Origin of the sequence: Nonomuraea rosea, assembly GCF_039539705.1 — a bacterium.
Classification (GTDB): Bacteria; Actinomycetota; Actinomycetes; order Streptosporangiales; family Streptosporangiaceae; genus Nonomuraea; species Nonomuraea rosea.
Window position 1 is genome coordinate 152,033 of record NZ_BAABDQ010000012.1, and the last position, 16,714, is coordinate 168,746.

Genomic DNA, 16,714 nt, shown 5'->3' on the forward strand with positions numbered 1-16,714 from the left:
CGTGAGCATGGGAGCTTTCGCATGAGCGGCGCGGGCACGGATGTGGGCACGGGTATGGGGCGGCGCTTCGGCACGGGGCCGCTCTCGCGGGCCGCCGCGTTGATCTACACGCTGCTGATCGTCGAGCTGCTGTTCCTGCTCACCGCCGCCCCCGGGCTGGCCGGTCTCGTGCTGCTCGACCGGGACGCCAGCAACGTGCCGCTGGCCGCGCTCTGCCTGCTGCCGCTCGGCCCCGCGCTCTCGGCCGCCCTGTACGCGATGCGCCACCGCCGCGCCGAGCTCATCGACCTGCGCCCGGCCACGGTGTTCTGGCGCGGCTACCGGCTCAACGCCGCCGGGGCGCTGAAGGTATGGGCGCCGTGGCTGGTGTGGCTGACGATCGTCGGCATGACCCTCGGCAACTTCTCCGCCGCCGGGGTGCCCGGCTGGTGGGCGGTGCTGCTCGTCGTCATCGCCGTGGTGGCCACGCTCTGGGTCGCCAACGCGCTGGTGATCACCTCGTTGTTCGCGTTCAGGGGGATGGACGTGGCCAGGCTGGCGGCGTACTCGCTCGGGCGTTTCCCCGGCGCCACCCTGGCCAACGCGTGCCTGCTGATCGTGGCGGGCGGCCTCACGCTGTTCGCCTCGGAGGTGGTGCCCGTCGTGCTGGCCTCGGTGGCCGCCGCGGTGCTCCTGTGGAACAGCCGCAAGCTGACCGCCGAGGTCCAGGAGAGGTTCACCGCACCTCAGTAACCGGTCTCAGTGGATGCGGCGCCCATGGGCGTCGGGCACGCCCGACTTGCGCAGGAAGTAGGCGTTGACCTGGTCACGCCACTCCTCGGCGGAGCGGACCTGCTCGTCCAGCCGCTCCTTCACCCTGGCCCACAGCGCCGGGTCCACCAGACCTTCGGCCTTCTGCCAGCGCAGCCGGGTCTCCGCGGCCTGCTCGGCGCCCGCGAAGTGGGTGTCGTAGATGTGCTGGACGACCGTCGAGCCGCTCTGGAGCACGTGTCCGTACGGGACGTGGTGGAAGAACAGCAGCAGCTCGTCGGGGCAGCTCTCCGGCGATTCGTACACCTCTGACCACGGCTCCGGGTACTGGCCGGTGTAGCCGGTGCCGGTGGCGCGCGTCCTGTCCACGCCCACGCCGTCACGGTCGGCGAAGTGGTACGTGCCCCACGGCGTGTACTCGTAGCCGTCCACGTCGGGGCCGTAGTGGTGGCCGGGACGGACCATGAAGCCGACGCCGAGCGGCGCGGTGTAGCGCTCGTACGTGTGCCAGGAGCCGTCCATCATCTCGTGCAGCGTCCGCCCGAGCGCCGCGCGGTCCCGGCTGGCCGCGAACGTCAGGCCGATCCACTCGTCCAGCACGGCCCCGGGGTCCAGGCGCGGCGCCCAGGCGAGCCGGCCGAACGCGTACAGGTTCGCCTGGGCGAGCGGGTGACCGGTCCAGAAGCGGTCGTCGCCCACATTGGAGACCGCCACCAGACCACCACCAGGACCGCCGGCGCCGCCGTCCGCCGCACCGCTGCCCGCCAGAGCGCCGTCCGCCGTGCCGCTGTCCGCCACGCTGCCGTCCGCCGTGCCGCCGGTGGCGAGGGCGGCCACGTCGCGGCCGTCCGGGCCCCAGGGGCGGAAGCCCAGCACCTCACTCCACATCGGGGCCAGGTAGCACACATGCCGCTGCTGCCCGGTGTACTCCTGCGTCACCTGCAGCTCCACCGCCAGGCGGGTGGACGGCATGGCCGCGATCACCGGCGATACCGGCTCCCGGGTCTGGAAGTCCAGCGGACCATGCTTGACCTGCAAGATCGCGTTGTCGCGGAACTGCCCGTCGAGCGGCGCGAAGTGGTCGAAGGCCGCGCGGGCCCGGTCGGTCGAGCGGTCGCGCCAGTCCTGCCGGTGGTTGTAGACGAAGGCCCGCCAGTGCACGACCCCGCCGTGCGGGGCCAGCGCGTCGGCGAGCATGTTGGCGCCGTCGGCATGGGTGCGCTCGTACGCGAACGGTCCCGGCTGCCCCTCCGAGTCGGCCTTGACCACGTAGCCGCCGAAGTCGGGGATCGTCGCGTACACCCGCTCGGTCGTCGCCGCCCACCACGCGCGCACGTCCGCGTCGAGCGGGTCGGCGGTGGACAGCCCGCCCAGGGCGATGGGGGAGGCGAAGTTGACCGACAGGTGCACGCGGATCCCGTACGGACGCAGCTCGTCCGCGATCGCCGCCACGTCGCCGAGCCGGTCGGTCAGCAGATGGGCCTCGGTGGCGTGCACGTTCACGTTGTTCACCGAGATCGCGTTCACGCCGGTGGCGGCCAGCAGCCGCCCGTAGGCGCGCACCCGTGCCAGGTCCCCGGTCAGCGCGCCGTCCCGCCAGAAGATCGACCCGCCCGAGTAGCCGCGTTCGACCTGGCCCATCACGGGGTGCACGTCGATGTTGTCCCAATGGTCGAGCATGCGCCGCCGCATCGCCGGCCGGTGGGCCTGCGCGGGCCGTGCCGCCCCGAACGCCCGCTCGCCCAGGCGCACCACGTGGAACAGGCCGTGGAGCAGGCCCGCCGCCGCGTCCGCGAGCACCACCGTGACGCCGTCGTGGCGGGCGAGCACGTACCCCTCGTCCCCAAGACCGGCGAGCTCGTCGGCCCCCGGTCCGTCCAGGAGCGCCTGCGCGGCGGGCGGCAGCGGCGTCGCCGTGGTGAGCGCGAGCACCAGATCGGCCGGGCCGGCCGGGTCCGCCGGGCCGCCGCCGTAAAGGGCGGAGGCGCGGGCGACCTCCTCGCGCACGGTTTCCGCGAGAAGGCCGTCGCCGCGTACGAGGGTGCGACGCGAACCGATCGCCCGGAAGGCTTCTGGGGGCAGCCAGGCTGGGTGGACGTCGGTCAGATCGGGAGTGGTCACGTGGATCCTCAAATCCGATGATTTAATCCATTTTATAGACAAATCTATCGAAAGAGGCGGCGACAGTCCTGACCGGGCCGCACGCTGGAGAGCCCAGCGGTCAGGCGTTCGCGTTGAACGGCGTGAGCCGCAGCCGCAGCGCCGTCGGCAGCAGCCAGGGCGTGTCGGCCGGGATCGACAGCGCGCTGTGGCTGATGGGGCGCCTGCACGGGCGCGAGCACGCCCGTGCGGTGCGTCGTCACATCCAGTACGACCCGGCGCCGCCGTACCTGGCGGACGTGCCCGCCGAGTAGCCGCCTACCGTGCGCCGGCGCGCTTCTGGAGGGCCTTGAAGTCCGCCAGCCAGAAGCCCCGGCCCGACAGCCCGTTGGCGCGCGGCTGCACCGTGTACGGCGCGAACACGCTGTTCAGCAGCCACGGGTCCTTGGCCGGGCCGAAGTTCGTGACCATGAGGTCGTCCTGCTTGAAGCCGTACGTGGCGACCGCCAGCCGCCCGGTGCCCCGGTAGAGCCGCATCTGGTCGCGCAGGAACCCCGACTGGCTCATGAACCACGGACTGCCGGTCAAGAAGTCGGTCCACTGCCGCTCGCTGAACGGGCTGTCGATGGCGGCCTTGATCACCTGCCAGACGAGGGTGTCCGCGGCGAACCCGTACCGCTGGGCGAACTCGGCCGGGATCGGGTCCTGAAGGTGCTGCTTCCAGAGCCACACGAGGGAGAACTCGGTGACGAGGAACGTCTGGTCGGCGCGCATCTTCGGCAGGATGTAGTCGAGGAAGGCCTGCGCGTCCGCCTGCGCGGGCACGTGCGGGTGGATGTCCACGCCCTCGATCTCCGGCGTCTCGCGGACGAAGGTCATCCAGCGCTCGGCCGCCGGCGTGCGGCGGTCGGCCAGATCGAGCCGGTTCAGCGCGCCCATGTACAGCGCGGTGCCGCAGCTCGCGCCGCAGTGCTCGCGCCGGAAGTCGATCACGTGCCGGGCGACGGTCTCGTAGAAGGCGTTGAGCCGCTGGTCGCGCTCGGCGGGCAGGCTCTCGATGAACGGCTCGTTGCCGATCGTGAGGATGTCCACCTTGTTCAGGACGGCCGGCAGCACCTTGTCCAGCCGGGCCAGCTCCGCGGCCATCCCGGCGCTGCCCGGCTCGGGGAACGAGGCGCGGTCGTAGGGGAACTTCAGGCTGAGGATCGTGTCGTAGCCGCGGCCGGCGGTCTCGGTGATGGTGCTGATCGCGAAGTGCCCGGCGGGGTCGCCCTGGTCGGTCGCGGGCATCGGGAAGAACCCGCGCACCCACTTCGTGCCGGACTCGCGCAGCTCCCGGTAGTCGAGCGCGTCGAGGTTCTGGTTGAAGTTGGCTCCCAGGGCGCCGTACGCGCGGCTAAGAGGTCTGTCATGGCTCACGGGCTTTCCTCCCTCGGCGGTGGCCGCCTGGGTGGTCGAGGCGGCCAGAACCGCGGTCAAGGCGATGATCGACAGTCGACGCAGCATGGGCGGTGCTCCCTGGTGTGCGCGGAGGGCTTGACGGGTGATCGACATGGTCATCGACTCACTTGCCGGTTCATGTTTGCGCTAACTTGATCACGCTGTCAATGGGTGACGGTGAGACGAGCGTGCGGAGCCCGCACGCGGTCACGCGTACAGAGCGTGCGGGGTCTGCGGAAAACCGGCCGCGCGGCGCGTGCGGAGCCCGTGGAGGGTCAGGCGGGCGGGGGTGCGGTGGAGGCGCGGACCACCAGCTCGGGCCGTACGAACCGGGAGGTCACCTCGGCCGAGTCGGCCGGCCCTTCGATGCGCGCCACCAGGTGCTCCAGGCAGCGGCGTCCCACCGCCGCGAGGTCCTGGCGTACCGTCGTCAGCGGCGGGCTGAGGAACGGCGCGAAGTCCAGGTCGTCGAACCCCACCACGCTCAGCTCCTCCGGCACCCGCCGCCCCAGCTCGGCCGCCGCCCGCAGGACGCCGGCCGCCATCTGGTCGTTGGCCGCGAAGACGGCGGTCACGCCGTCGCCGGCCAGCATCCGGAGCGCGGCGTCGTAGCCCGACTGCGGCGACCAGTCGCCGACGGCGGCCGGCGGGATCGCCCGCCCCGACCGCTTGAGCTGCCGCTGCCAGGCGGCCCTGCGCCGCTGCGCCGGGTTGGACCCGGCCGGCCCCGCTATGTGGTGGACGGTGGCGTGCCCGAGCCCGAGCAGGTGGTCGACGACGGCACGGGTGCCGGCGGCCTCGTCCATGCCGAACGTCGGGTGCCGGTGCGCCGCCCGGCTGTCGGCGATGACCAGCGGCACCTCCTCCAGGAGCTGCAGGTGCGGGGTGTCGAGCACCCGCGCCTCGATCACGATCACGCCGTCCACCGCGCGGTCGGTCAGGCCGCGGACGGCGGCGCGTACGTCCTGCTCGGTCGGCGCGTCGACGACCGCCACGCTCACCGAGTAGCCGCGGGCCTGTGCCCCGGACACCACGGCCTCCAGGATGCGCACGTTGCCGATCGCGCTCAGGTTGAACATGACCACGCCGATCGTCCCGAACCGGCCGGTGGCCAGCGCGCGGGCGGCGATGTTGGCGCGGTAGCCGAGCTGCTTCATGGCCGTCTCGACCTTGAGCCGCGTCTCGGCGGTGACCCGGTCGTTGCCGTTGACCACCCGGGACACGGTCTGGCCCGACACTCCGGCGAGCTTGGCGACGTCGGCCATGGACGCCCCGCCGGATGCCCTCGTCCCTGGTGGTCGGGTCACGCCAGGCTCTCCCCTCGTCGAAACCGCATGCAGAAGCGCACGATACCGCGCCGCGGGCGGGCGATGATCTCAGGCGAGGCCCTGGTGATTGGCCCCTTCGAAGTCGCTCAACGACGTGTCGTAGTCCTTGCCGCCGACAGGGTACATCGACGTCATCCAGTGGTGGAAATTGTCCCCGGAGTCCCGGAGCCGCTGGTAGAGGCGCTGCAGCAGCTCGGCCCCGACCTCGTCGAACGCGGGGTCGCCGTAGCGGTTGGCCAGCTCGTACGGGTCGTTCTCCAGGTCGTAGAGCTCGTTCACGCTCTCGGGATTGACCACCAGCTTGAAGCGGGGCGTGCGCAGCATGCGCTGCGGATAGGGGAAGTGGTGGCCGTGGAACTCCGCGGTGATGTCCGTGCGCCAGCCGTCCGGCTCCTGGCCGAGCGCGAACGGCACCAGGCTGCGGCCGTCCGCCTCCGGGTCGGGCTCCGCGCCGGCGAGGTCGAGGATGGTCGCGGTGTAGTCGACCAGGCTCACGAACGACTCGGTCGAGCCGCCCCCGGGTGAGCCGGGGACGCGCAGCAGGCCGGGGATCCGGTAGATGTCGTCGTACATCGCCGGGCCCTTGTCGTGCAGGCGGTGGGCGCCGGTGAACTCGCCGTGGTCGGCGGTGAACGCCACCGCCGTGCTGTCCCAGAGGCCGAGGCGCTCCAGCGCGCCGGTGAGCCGGCCGATCTGCTCGTCGATGAGCGTGACGTAGCCCCAGTACGCGGCCACCAGCCAGCGCCTGGTCTCCTCGCTCAGCGTGTCGTGCGTCCAGTGCTCGGAGTAGCGCCGCTGGACGGACGGCTTGTTCTCGAAGGTCTCCGCGAACGACGGCGGCAGCTCGACGAGGTCGGGGGAGTACATCTCCAGGTATTCGCGCGGCAGCAGGTACGGCAGGTGCGGGCCGTAGAAGTGGACGGCCATGAAGAACGGGCGGCCGTCGTCGTGGTAGCCGCGGGCGTACTCCTCCAGCCGGTCGATCGTCCGGTCGGCGAGGAAGTGCTCGAACGTGGCCTCCGCCGGCTGGTGCAGCACGCCGGCGAGCAGGTTGCCCGGCTCGCCGTTGGGGAAGACGCCGCGCACCTCCCCGTCGATCTCGGGGGCGGGCAGGCCCTTGTCGGCCAGCCAGGCGAGATAGTCGGGATGGCCGACGGGGTTGTGCCAGCCCGGGTAGTGCGCGCCGTCGAAGCCGAACTCGCCCGGCCCCCTGCGCCGCCCGACGTGCCACTTGCCCTCGATGCCCACGTTGTAGCCGCGCTCGCGCAGACGCAGCGAGAAGGGCGTGAACTCGTCCGACAGCTCCTCCGAGTAGCCCACGTTCCGCTCGTAGTTGGCCAGCAGCCGGTGCCGGTACGGCAGGACGCCGGTGAGCAGGCTGGCCCGCGCGGGGGTGCAGATGGCCGACGGGGTGAAGCAGGCGTCGAATCGGGTGCCCGCCTCGGCGATCGCGTCCAGGTGCGGAGTGGACACGTGGGGGTTGCCGTACGCCCCGATGGTGTCGACGCGGTGCTGGTCGGTCATCAAAAAGAGCATGTTGGTGGGCGAACTCACAGAGCCTCCATGTTTCCGCGAACATTCGTACGACTCCGGTGGCGGCCGACCGGCCGAGAGGGACCACTTCCGAAGCCGTTTGGAAAAACCGCACCATTGCGGTCTTGACGCTGATAGACAACAGCCATAGGTTAGCGCAAACATAGAAAAATCCCTACGGGAATTCCATGGAATTGGTCCCGGGCGGGAGTAGGTCGATGACCGAGTCGACACGAACAGGAGTCGCCATGGGGCCGCATGACCGGATTCTCGGATCCAGCCCGGGCGCGGCGAGCGCCGGCCGCCGCAGCGTCACCCGCACTACGGGCCGGAGCGTCAGCCGGCGTCAGCTCATCGGAGGTTCGACCGCCGGCGCCCTGGCGGCGTTCCTCGCCGCGTGCACGGGCGGCGGGCAGACCAGCCGGCAGAGCGTCGCGGCGGCGGGCGGGAGCGGCGGGGCCCTCCAGTGGTGGGACCAGTTCCGGCCGCTGACCAAGATGCTGCAGAACGACCTCTTCACCCCGTTCATGCAGTCCCATCCGGGCGTGAAGATCGAGCGCCGCCAGATGGACGCGCCGGACCTGGGGCAGGCGCTGCAGGTCGGCCGCCGCAGCAACCAGATGCCGGACGTGCACTCGATGGCGGGCCTGGGCGGCATCTCCCCGGCCGCGCTGGTGAGCGAGGGCTGGTTCCAGCCCATCGGGAAGCTCGCCGACTTCGCGGGCAGCCCGCTCGGCGACCAGCTCTACGACGGCGTCCACCGCTTCAACGACGAGATCTACTCCTTCCCGCCGTTCTCCGGCCGCTGGCACGACGCGGTGCCGTGGTACAACACCGCGCTGCTCAAGGAGGCCGGCGTCGACGCGGAGGAGGGGCCGGGCACCTGGGACGAGCTGCGCGAGTACGCGCGCAAGGTCACCAACGGCACCGAGGGCGACGTCTACGGGACCGTGGTGCCCAGCAAGGAGGCCGAATACCTGCAGAACCTGGTCCACCGGCTGGCCATGGCGGCCGGCGCGCCGGGCCCCGGCGCCATCGACTGGAAGACGGGCGACTACGTCTTCGACTCCGAGCCGTACGTCCAGGCCATCGAGTTCCTGGTCGCGCTGCAGAAGGACAAGGTCGTGCACCCCGCGTCCGCCTCGATGGGCGCCCGCGACGGCCGCGCCCGCTGGGCGGCCGGGCAGGCCGGCATCTACCTCTGGGGCGCGTGGTTCGTCGGCGGCCTGCTCGTGGACGAGCCCGAGGCGGTCGAACGAGGGGTCGGCACGTGGCACCTCCCGTGCCCGACGAGCACCCGCAACTTCGTCTACAACGGGGCGCAGGCCGGCACCTTCTGGGTGTCCAGCCAGTCGAAGCAGGCGAAGACCGCGGCCGAGGTGATGCTGCAGATGACGACCAAGGAGTTCCAGCTCAAGCTGGCCTCCGCGATGGACCAGCCGCCCGCGCTGGCCGAGGTGGTCGCGGAGGCGGAGGTGCACGCCGCCTACCGGCAGTGCGTGGCCAACTTCCAGGACGACGTGCGGATCGGCCCGGTGCCCGAGGTCGGCAACCCCGCCGTGTGGCAGGTCCTCGCCGAGATGCGCGACCTCCACCCGAACCTCGGTGACATCGTCCAGTCGGTGCTGACCGGCTCGACGACCGACATCGCCGGTGAGCTCAAGCGCTTCAACGACAAGATCAGCGCCGAGCGGGACCGCGCCATCAAGGTCGTCCAGGAGGAGAAGGGCGCCAAGGTCGACCGCAAGGCCTGGGTGTTCGCCAACTGGGACCCGAAGAAGGACTACGACCAGCAGGCCTACGCCGGGCGCTGAGCCCGCGGCCCCGGAGAGCCGTGGCCCGCCAGGCCGATCGGACAGGAGCGCGATGACGACAATGCACGAGCGGAGCCACCTACGGCGGGGGTGGCCGCAACGCCTGCGGAAAGACTGGTGGATCTACGTCTTCCTGCTCCCGACCATCGTCGGGTACGGCGCCTACACCGTCTACCCGCTGGCGGCCTCGTGGTGGTTCGCGTTCCTGGACTGGCCGGGGTTCGCGACCGGAGGAACGTTCATCGGCCTGGAGAACTTCGAACGGCTGCTGGGCGACGACCTGTTCTGGAACGCGTTCTGGAACTCGATCGTGTTCCTCCTGATCGCCGTGCCGCTGCGGGTCGGCCTGGCGCTGCTCCTGGCGATCGTGCTCAACAGGAAGAAGACGCCGTTCAAGGGCTTCTTCCGTACGCTCTTCTTCCTGCCGGTCGTCACCACGGGCGCCATCGTCGGCGTCGTGTTCACCCTGCTGCTCGACGCGAGCGGGCCGGTGAGCCTGTCCATGGTGTGGGCCGGGCTGATCGACTCGCCGGCGAACTTCGCGGCGGACGCCGGCACCTCCCTCTACGCCGGGATCGCCGTCTGGGTGTGGAAGTGGCTGGGCATCACCCTGATCTACTGGCTCGCCGCGCTGCAGACGGTCCCGCAGGCGGTGCACGAGGCCGCGATGATCGACGGGGCGGGCGCCTGGGCGGAGTTCCGCCACGTGACGATGCCGCTGCTCGTGCCGTTCCTCGTGATCATCACGCTGATCGACACCGTGGCCGCGTTCAACGTCTTCGACCTGATGCAGACCCTCACCGGCGGGGGCCCGTCCTTCTCATCCGAGGTGATCGAGATCTTCATCTTCCGCACGGCCTTCCAGGCCACCGTCCCCCAGCTCGGCTACGCCTCCGCGGCGGCGGTCCTGTTCGGCCTGCTGACCGTGCTCCTCGCGATCGTCCAGGCGCTGGGCGTCCGCTGGGCCCGTGGCCGGATCGGGACGTCATGACGGCGGCGCCCGCGACCGCCCCCGCGCGGGCGGCCGCTCCCGTCGCACCGGCCGGGCCGGTCCGCCACCGGCGCCGCCCGAGCACCGGCCGGGTGGTGACCTTCGTCCTGCTGCTGGTGCTCGGCGGCCTGTGGGTCTACCCGTTCATCTGGCTGATCTCGGCGTCGCTGAAGAGCACGCCCGAGATCTTCGGCAGCGGGCTCGGCCTCGTGCCCGAGAACCCGGTCTGGGAGAACTACTCCAGGGCCTGGACGGAGGTGGGCTTCGGCAGCTACTTCGTCAACACGCTGATCATCACGGTCGGCACGGTGCTGCTCGTCGTCGTCCGCAGCGCCCTGGCCGGCTACGTCCTGGGCCGCTACGACTTCATCGGCAAGAAGCCGCTCATCGGGCTCTTCCTGGTCACGTTCTTCCTGCCGGAGGGGTACACGATCATCCCGATCGCCCAGCTCACCGACCAGCTCCAGCTGCTCAACACGCACGCCGGCGTGATACTCGGGCTGGGCGCCGGCGGGCAGATCGCCGCGACGCTGCTCTACGCCGGATATTTCCGGCGGCTGCCGAAGGAGCTGGAGGAGACCGCCCGCCTCGACGGTGCCGGGCACTTCACCATCTTCTTCCGCGTGATGCTGCCGCTGGCCTGGCCGATCACCGCGACGGTGGTCATCCTCACCTACCTGTTCGCCTGGAACGTCTACCTGCTGCCGCTGGTGTTCACCCTGAGCGAGCCCGACCTGCGGACGCTGGCCGTGGGTATGACCGTCTTCCTGGGCGAGCGCGGCACGGACTGGTCGGGGCTGGCCGCGGCGGCGGTGATCTCGCTGATCCCGGTCATCGCGGTCTTCGTCGCCCTCCAGCGCAAGTTCGTCGACAGCATCGCGGGAGCGGTGAAGCAATGATCGGAAACGGAGTCACCACACATGCCTGTCCGTGAAGCCCTCGCGACGGTCGACACCCGCCACCCGTCGGGCCGGATCGACGACGACGTCTACGGGCACTTCCTGGAGTCGGCCTTCTTCGGCAACATCGAGGGCGGGGTGTTCGACGAGGGCTCGCCGCTGTCGCTCGACGAGCCCGGGCTGCTGCGCGGGGTCCGCGCCGACGTGCTGGAGCTCGTCCGCGAGCTGGGTCCTGGCCCCATCCGCTGGCCAGGGGGGAACTTCACCTCGGCCTACCACTGGGAGGACGGCATCGGCCCGCGCGACGCGCGGCCCAGCCGCCTCGAACTGGCCTGGGGCCTGCGGGAGACCAACCGGTTCGGCACCGACGAGTTCCTGGCGTGGTGCCAGGCCGCGGGCGCGGAGCCGTACCTGGTGCACTCCGCGCGGGACGTGGACGAGGCGGTGCGCTGGATCGAGTACACCAACGCCGCCGTGGACACCACGCTCACCGCCCGCCGCGCGGCCAACGGGCGGGCCGAGCCGTGGGGCGTGCGCTACTGGGGCGTCGGCAACGAGGTCTACGGCCCGTGGCAGATGGGCCACCGCACGGCCGAGCAGTACGCCGCCGCCGCCCGCGAGCACGCGAGCTTCATGCGCCTGGTCGACCCGTCGATCCGGCTGATCGGCGTGGGCATCCCCTGGGACCAGGAGGAGTGGACGCGCCCGCTGCTGGCGCGCGCCGGCGGCCTGCTCGACTACCTCTCGCTGCACCTGTACGGGGCGAGCACCCACCTGTGGACCGGCGACGACTACGACCAGATCGCCGCCCAGTCCCTCTACTTCGAACGGGAGATCCACGCCTACTCCCAGCTCGTCACCGCGATCGCCGCGGAGGCCGGCCTGGAGCGCCCGCCCGCGCTCGCGCTCGACGAGTGGACGATGCGCCACCTGGAGCCCGCCGCCTGGCCGCATCCCGAGGCGGGCGACGACGGCGGCACCGCGCCCCGCGACCTGGCCGAGCCGGCGGACGGCACGGACCCCGGCCGTACGCGGGTGAACCGCTGGAGCCCGCGCACGGTCGGCGACGCCGTGTTCTGCGCGGGCGTGTTCCACGCCATCCACCGGACCGCCGGCCTGCCCGCACCCGTGAGCATGGCCAACCCGGTGAACCTGGTGAACGCCAACGGCCTGGTCGTCGCCCGCCCGGACGGCGCGCTGCGCTCGGCCATCTACCACGTCTGGCACCTCTACCGGCACCACACCGGCCGGATCGTGCTGCCGTCCGAGGTGGACGGGCCCGCGCGGACCACGTCGGTCAGGCTCGGCGACAACCGGGGCCCGGACGGCCGGCTGCTCGCCGCGCCCATGACCGTGCCCTACCTCGACGTGTCGGCCACCCGCGCCGACGACGGCTCGGTGCGGATCGCGGTCGTCAACCGGCACCGCGACGAGAGCGTGCGCCTGCGGATCGTGCTCGACGGGGCCGCCGCGAACACGCCCGGCCACGCGCACGTCAGGACCCTCGGCGCCGACGCCACCGGCGTGACCGCCGTCAACACGCTCAAGTCGCCGGACGCGATCGCGGTCCGCGACCTCGGCCGCGTCGAGGCCGACGGGGGCGCCTGGACCGTCGCGCCGCACTCGGTGACCGTGCTGACCCTCTGACGGTGTGCTTGCGACCGTGCCGACCGCTCTGACATCTGGAGAACTGTGACAGACCACCTCGAATACCCCCGCCCGCTGCTGGTCCGGCCGGATTGGCAGGACTTGTCAGGACCGTGGGGGTACGCGACGGACGAGGGAGACCGCGGCCTGGCCGCCGGCTGGCACCGCGACGCCGCCGCCTACACGCGGACCATCACCGTGCCGTACCCGCCCGAGAGCGAGCTGTCCGGCATCCACGAGAGCACGCCGCCGGTCGTGTGGTACCGCCGCACGCTGCGGCTCGATCGGGTGCCCGCGGCGGGGGAGCGGCTGTTGCTGCACTTCGGGGCGGTGGACTACCGGGCGCACGTCTGGGTGAACGGCGTGCACGCCGGCGAGCACGAGGGCGGGCACACGCCCTTCACGCTCGACGTCACGGACGCTCTCGTGCCGGGGGACGAGCAGACAGTCGTCGTACGCGCCGAGGACGAGCACGACGACGCCACCCAGCCGCGCGGCAAGCAGGACTGGCGCGACGAGCCGCACGGCATCTGGTACCACAGGACCACCGGCATCTGGCAGCCGGTCTGGGCGGAGGTCGTGCCGGCGCTGCATCTGCGGCGGCTGCACTGGACGCCGGACGTCCCCGGCGCGGCGGTCACCCTGGAGGTCGAGCTCTCGCGGAGGCCCGAGATCCCCGCGGACGTCCGCGTCGTGCTCACGCTGGGCGAGGAAGTGCTGGCCGACCAGACGTTCCGCACCGATAGGCGGGACGGGCGGTGGGTGGTCGCCGTACCGGCTGCCCGGCACCAGATGGAGCAGGCGCGGCTGCTGTGGTCGCCCGAGACGCCGAACCTGCTCGACGCCCGCGTCGAGCTGAGCCGCGACGGCCGGCCGATCGACGCCGCCACCTCCTACGTCGGCCTGCGCAGCGTCGGCTTCAGGGACGGCAGGTTCCTCCTCAACGGCCAGCCCCGCTTCCTGCGCCTGGTCCTGGCCCAGAACTACTGGCCGGGCTCGCACCTGGCCGCCCCCGGCTCCGCGGCCCTGCGCCGCGAGGTCGAGCTGGCCAAGGAGCTGGGGTTCAACGGCGTCCGGATCCACCAGAAGGTCGAGGATCCCCGGTTCCTGGCCTGGTGCGACCGGCTCGGCATGCTCGTGTGGAGCGAGCTGCCCAGCGCCTACGAGTACGCGCCCAGGACCGTCGAGCGGCTGACCCGCGAATGGCTGGAGGTCGTCGCCCGCGACCGCAGCCACCCGTGCGTGGTGACCTGGGTGCCGTTCAACGAGAGCTGGGGCGTGTGGCACGCGGCCGACGTGGCCGAGCAGCGGCACGCGCTCACCGCCCTCTACCACCTCACCAAGGCCATCGACGGCACCAGGCCGGTGATCTCCAACGACGGCTGGGAGCATACCGAGAGCGACATCTGGGGGCTGCACGACTACGCGCCGACCGGCGCCTCCATCAGCGAGCGTTACGCCGACCGGGAGGCGATGGGCCGCATACTCGGCGACCGTCCGCCCGCGCGGCGCGTCGCCCTGCTCACCGAGGGCACCGGGCGCGGGCAGCCGGTGGTGCTCTCCGAGATCGGCGGCACCAGCCTGCGGCCCCGTCAGGACGAGTCCTGGCACGGGTACGCCACCGTCGGCTCCACCGAGGAGCTGGCCGAGGCGTTCGCCCAGTTCGTGGACGCGGTGCTGGACAGCCCGGAGCTCGCCGGCTTCTGCTGGACCCAGCTCACCGACACCGAGCAGGAGACCAATGGGCTGCTGACCGAGGATCGCGAGCCCAAGCTGCCGATGGAGACCGTACGGCGCATCCTCACCCGGCCCGCCCGCTCGGCCCCCGCCGAGGCCATCGACGCCGCACGCCGCGCGGCCAGAGAGAACCCTTGATCCCTACGTCCGCCGGTGGATGACCCGGAAGGGGAATGCCGCGAGAGCCGCCAGCGTGGCCGCCGGCGCCAGGGCGGCGGGAAGCGACCAGGTGGCGATCGGCCCGGCGGCCGCCACCCCCAGCGCGAAGCCGGTGATCTTCAGGCTGGCGCCGGTGGTGAAGATCTGGCTGCGCAGGCTCTCCGGGGCTTCCCGGTGGCGTACCGCGAACAAGGCGGTGAGCTGGGGCCCTTGACCGATGCCGGTGACGATCATGGCGACGATGAGCACGGCCGGCTGATCGATCGCGGCCATGGCCAAGGCGGCCGCCTGGACCAGGGCGCCGATCCAGATGATCGTGTCGGGGGTGATGGAATGACGCGACCGCGAGAGCACGGCATTGGCTCCCAAGGAGGCCGCCGCCGCGCATGACAGCAGCAGCGCGCCGCGGCCCGCGTCACCGAGAACGCGTTCGCCGAGGAGCGGGAGACAAGCGGTCAGCATGCCTTCGGCCACGCAGCAGATGACCGAGGTCAGGGTCGCCCGGGCCAGATACGGGCGCCTGACCATGACCCGCGCTCCGGAGACGAGGGACCCGATCACCGAGCTCGGCCGCCCCCGTCTCCGCGTCGCCGGCCCATTTCGCGCAGAACCGGCATGGACCGGCAGGGTCCACGCGCTGGGCACCGCCATGCCGATGAGCACCACGGAGACCGTCACGGCCACCGGTGCCCCCAGCAGCTCGGCCACGCCGCCGGCGAGCGCCGGTCCGGTCAGGCTCGCCACGCTGAAGGTCATCGCATCGAGCGCGTTCGCGCGGGACAGGCCGGCACGCGGCACCACCCGAGCCAATTGAGCCGTCCAGCCGCCCGACAGCGCGGGCCCCAGCAGTCCGGTGAACACCGCGATCAGGACGCTGACGGCGATCGGGAGACGACCGAGCCCCATCAGGATCGTCCCCAGGCCCGCCGCGTACAGCAAGAGTGCGCAGGCCAGCAGACGACCTGGTCGCTCCGCTCGGTCGAGGAGCACCCCCAGCACGGGACCGCCGACGGCTGCGGCGGCCGTGATGCCCGCGAGCAGCGACGAGGCTTCTGTGGCTGATCCGGCGATGGCGAACCCCGCCAGCATCAGCGCCGGTCCCGACATTTCATCCCCCGCGCGGGCCGCCACCGCTCCGGCGAGATAGGGCCCGAGGGAGTAACGCCTTTCCATCTGCGGGACGCTACTGAAGTAACGCAAAACATAGCAATATGCGTTACATTGCCATGGTGTCCGTCCCCATCGACGACTGGTCCACCCGGCATTCCGTGCTGTCCATGGCGCGCCGCACCGCCGCCCTCGTCAACGCCGTCGCCGACGACTCCGCCGCCCCCGGCGCCGTCGCCGAGGTGCTTCGCGAATATGGCGAGCTGGACCCCATCGACCTGACCGCCCGTGACGTCGCCGCGATGCGTACGGCCTCCGCCCTGCTGCGGGAGGTCTTCGCCGCCGGCAGCGCCGACGAGGCCGCCACGATCCTCAACCGCCTCCTGCGGGAGCACACCGGACCGCTCCGCCTGACCTCACACGGCGGCAGCACCCCCTGGCACCCGCACCTCGATCGCGACGACAACGCCCCCTGGGACGAATGGTTCCTGACCTCGTCCTGCATGGCGCTGACCGTCCTCGTCTGGGACCGCCAGCGTCCACCCGGCAGGATCTGCACAGCATCCGGCTGCCAGAACGTCTTCATCGCCCAGGGCAGCGGCCCGGAACGCCACTACTGCTCACGCCGCTGCGCAACCCGCGAACGCGTCAGAGCTCACCGACGCTCCCGCTAGGCTGCGCCTCTGAACGAAGTCGAAGAGGTACAGCCCGGCCGGTCCCGTGGCGGCCAGCCGGTGGCCTTCGGGGGACCACGCGCAGCCGGCGACCCTGATCCCCGTGCTGCCGGCGCCTACATCGCTCGGCTTGTGTGCCATGAACCCGGGGAACGCCGTAAATCATGCACAGGGCGCACTGGACGGCGGTGCGGCTCGAATCCGTCAAGGGGCACGAGTTCCCGGCCAACCTCCCGACGGAGGAGGTGTTCACCACGCCCGACTACCGCAGGGTCGAGGGCACCGTGCGCTCGACGCGGCCTCTCGCGCTCAACGGGAGCGTCATCCGGGACCTGGAGACGCTGCTGGACGAGAACGCCACCTGCCACCTGGCCTGGGACGCGGGGCTGCCGCCCGGCGTGCCCGCGCGCCTGCGCGCGCTGGACACCGCCGGGCTGGACGCGGCCGGGGTCAACGGCTCCGGCGTGCACGTCGACTTCAAGGTCGGCGGCCCCGGACGTCGCGGTCACCGGGATCGAGGCCGGCGGCGGCGCGA

Annotated in this window: 13 protein-coding genes and 1 pseudogene; 9 read left to right on the top strand and 5 right to left on the bottom strand. The window is 71.6% G+C overall.

Annotated elements, in window-relative coordinates; translation table 11 throughout:
- The first annotated feature begins 21 nt into the window (after positions 1 to 21).
- Positions 22 to 732 carry a hypothetical protein gene (locus tag ABEA43_RS27120; RefSeq protein ID WP_345566066.1) on the top strand — a complete coding sequence of 237 codons (711 nt, stop codon included), beginning with the start codon at positions 22 to 24 and terminating at the stop codon, positions 730 to 732.
- A gap of 6 nt (positions 733 to 738) precedes the next feature.
- On the opposite strand, the gene ABEA43_RS27125 is transcribed toward ABEA43_RS27120, so the two are convergent.
- A complete protein-coding gene (locus ABEA43_RS27125) occupies positions 739 to 2,871 on the bottom strand; it encodes an alpha-glucuronidase (RefSeq protein ID WP_345566068.1) in 2,133 nt (710 codons plus the stop codon).
- A 122-nt stretch (positions 2,872 to 2,993) separates the two neighbouring features.
- Between ABEA43_RS27125 and ABEA43_RS27130 the strand changes: the two genes are divergently transcribed.
- Positions 2,994 to 3,164, top strand: a complete 171-nt coding sequence (locus tag ABEA43_RS27130) for a hypothetical protein (RefSeq protein WP_345566070.1) — start codon at positions 2,994 to 2,996, stop codon at positions 3,162 to 3,164.
- Positions 3,165 to 3,168: 4 nt separating this feature from the next.
- On the opposite strand, the gene ABEA43_RS27135 is transcribed toward ABEA43_RS27130, so the two are convergent.
- From ABEA43_RS27135 to ABEA43_RS27145, 3 genes are all read right to left on the bottom strand, one after another.
- Positions 3,169 to 4,356 carry a hypothetical protein gene (locus tag ABEA43_RS27135; protein WP_345566072.1) on the bottom strand — a complete coding sequence of 396 codons (1,188 nt, stop codon included), beginning with the start codon at positions 4,354 to 4,356 and terminating at the stop codon, positions 3,169 to 3,171.
- Between the two features lie 209 nt (positions 4,357 to 4,565).
- Positions 4,566 to 5,597, bottom strand: a complete 1,032-nt coding sequence (locus ABEA43_RS27140) for a LacI family DNA-binding transcriptional regulator (RefSeq protein WP_345566074.1) — start codon at positions 5,595 to 5,597, stop codon at positions 4,566 to 4,568.
- A gap of 69 nt (positions 5,598 to 5,666) precedes the next feature.
- Complete coding sequence (locus ABEA43_RS27145) at positions 5,667 to 7,154, bottom strand: sulfatase family protein (RefSeq protein WP_345566337.1); 1,488 nt, start codon at positions 7,152 to 7,154, stop codon at positions 5,667 to 5,669.
- A 245-nt stretch (positions 7,155 to 7,399) separates the two neighbouring features.
- Between ABEA43_RS27145 and ABEA43_RS27150 the strand changes: the two genes are divergently transcribed.
- Genes ABEA43_RS27150 through ABEA43_RS27170 form a run of 5 tightly spaced genes read left to right on the top strand, consistent with a single transcriptional unit; the run spans position 7,400 to position 14,377 of the window.
- Positions 7,400 to 8,965 carry an ABC transporter substrate-binding protein gene (locus tag ABEA43_RS27150; RefSeq protein WP_345566076.1) on the top strand — a complete coding sequence of 522 codons (1,566 nt, stop codon included), beginning with the start codon at positions 7,400 to 7,402 and terminating at the stop codon, positions 8,963 to 8,965.
- Positions 8,966 to 9,017: 52 nt separating this feature from the next.
- Positions 9,018 to 9,956, top strand: a complete 939-nt coding sequence (locus ABEA43_RS27155; RefSeq protein WP_345566077.1) for a carbohydrate ABC transporter permease — start codon at positions 9,018 to 9,020, stop codon at positions 9,954 to 9,956.
- Complete coding sequence (locus ABEA43_RS27160) at positions 9,953 to 10,855, top strand: carbohydrate ABC transporter permease (protein ID WP_345566079.1); 903 nt, start codon at positions 9,953 to 9,955, stop codon at positions 10,853 to 10,855. Before ABEA43_RS27155 ends, ABEA43_RS27160 begins: the two co-directional genes overlap by 4 nt.
- 21 nt (positions 10,856 to 10,876) lie before the next feature.
- Complete coding sequence (locus tag ABEA43_RS27165) at positions 10,877 to 12,502, top strand: alpha-L-arabinofuranosidase C-terminal domain-containing protein (protein WP_345566081.1); 1,626 nt, start codon at positions 10,877 to 10,879, stop codon at positions 12,500 to 12,502.
- Between the two features lie 45 nt (positions 12,503 to 12,547).
- Positions 12,548 to 14,377, top strand: coding sequence for a glycoside hydrolase family 2 protein (locus tag ABEA43_RS27170; RefSeq protein ID WP_345566083.1), 1,830 nt, complete (start codon positions 12,548 to 12,550; stop codon positions 14,375 to 14,377).
- 3 nt (positions 14,378 to 14,380) lie between these two features.
- Here the strand turns inward: ABEA43_RS27170 and ABEA43_RS27175 are convergent, their stop codons facing one another.
- The gene (locus tag ABEA43_RS27175) at positions 14,381 to 15,571 is read right to left on the bottom strand and encodes an MFS transporter (RefSeq protein WP_345566085.1); all 1,191 of its coding nucleotides are present in this window, start codon (positions 15,569 to 15,571) and stop codon (positions 14,381 to 14,383) included.
- Between the two features lie 38 nt (positions 15,572 to 15,609).
- Between ABEA43_RS27175 and ABEA43_RS27180 the strand changes: the two genes are divergently transcribed.
- Both ABEA43_RS27180 and ABEA43_RS68225 read left to right on the top strand, forming a co-directional pair.
- Complete coding sequence (locus ABEA43_RS27180; protein WP_345566087.1) at positions 15,610 to 16,179, top strand: CGNR zinc finger domain-containing protein; 570 nt, start codon at positions 15,610 to 15,612, stop codon at positions 16,177 to 16,179.
- A gap of 164 nt (positions 16,180 to 16,343) precedes the next feature.
- Positions 16,344 to 16,619 (top strand): annotated as a pseudogene (locus tag ABEA43_RS68225) (aminopeptidase); the annotation flags it as partial.
- Positions 16,620 to 16,714 lie beyond the last annotated feature (95 nt).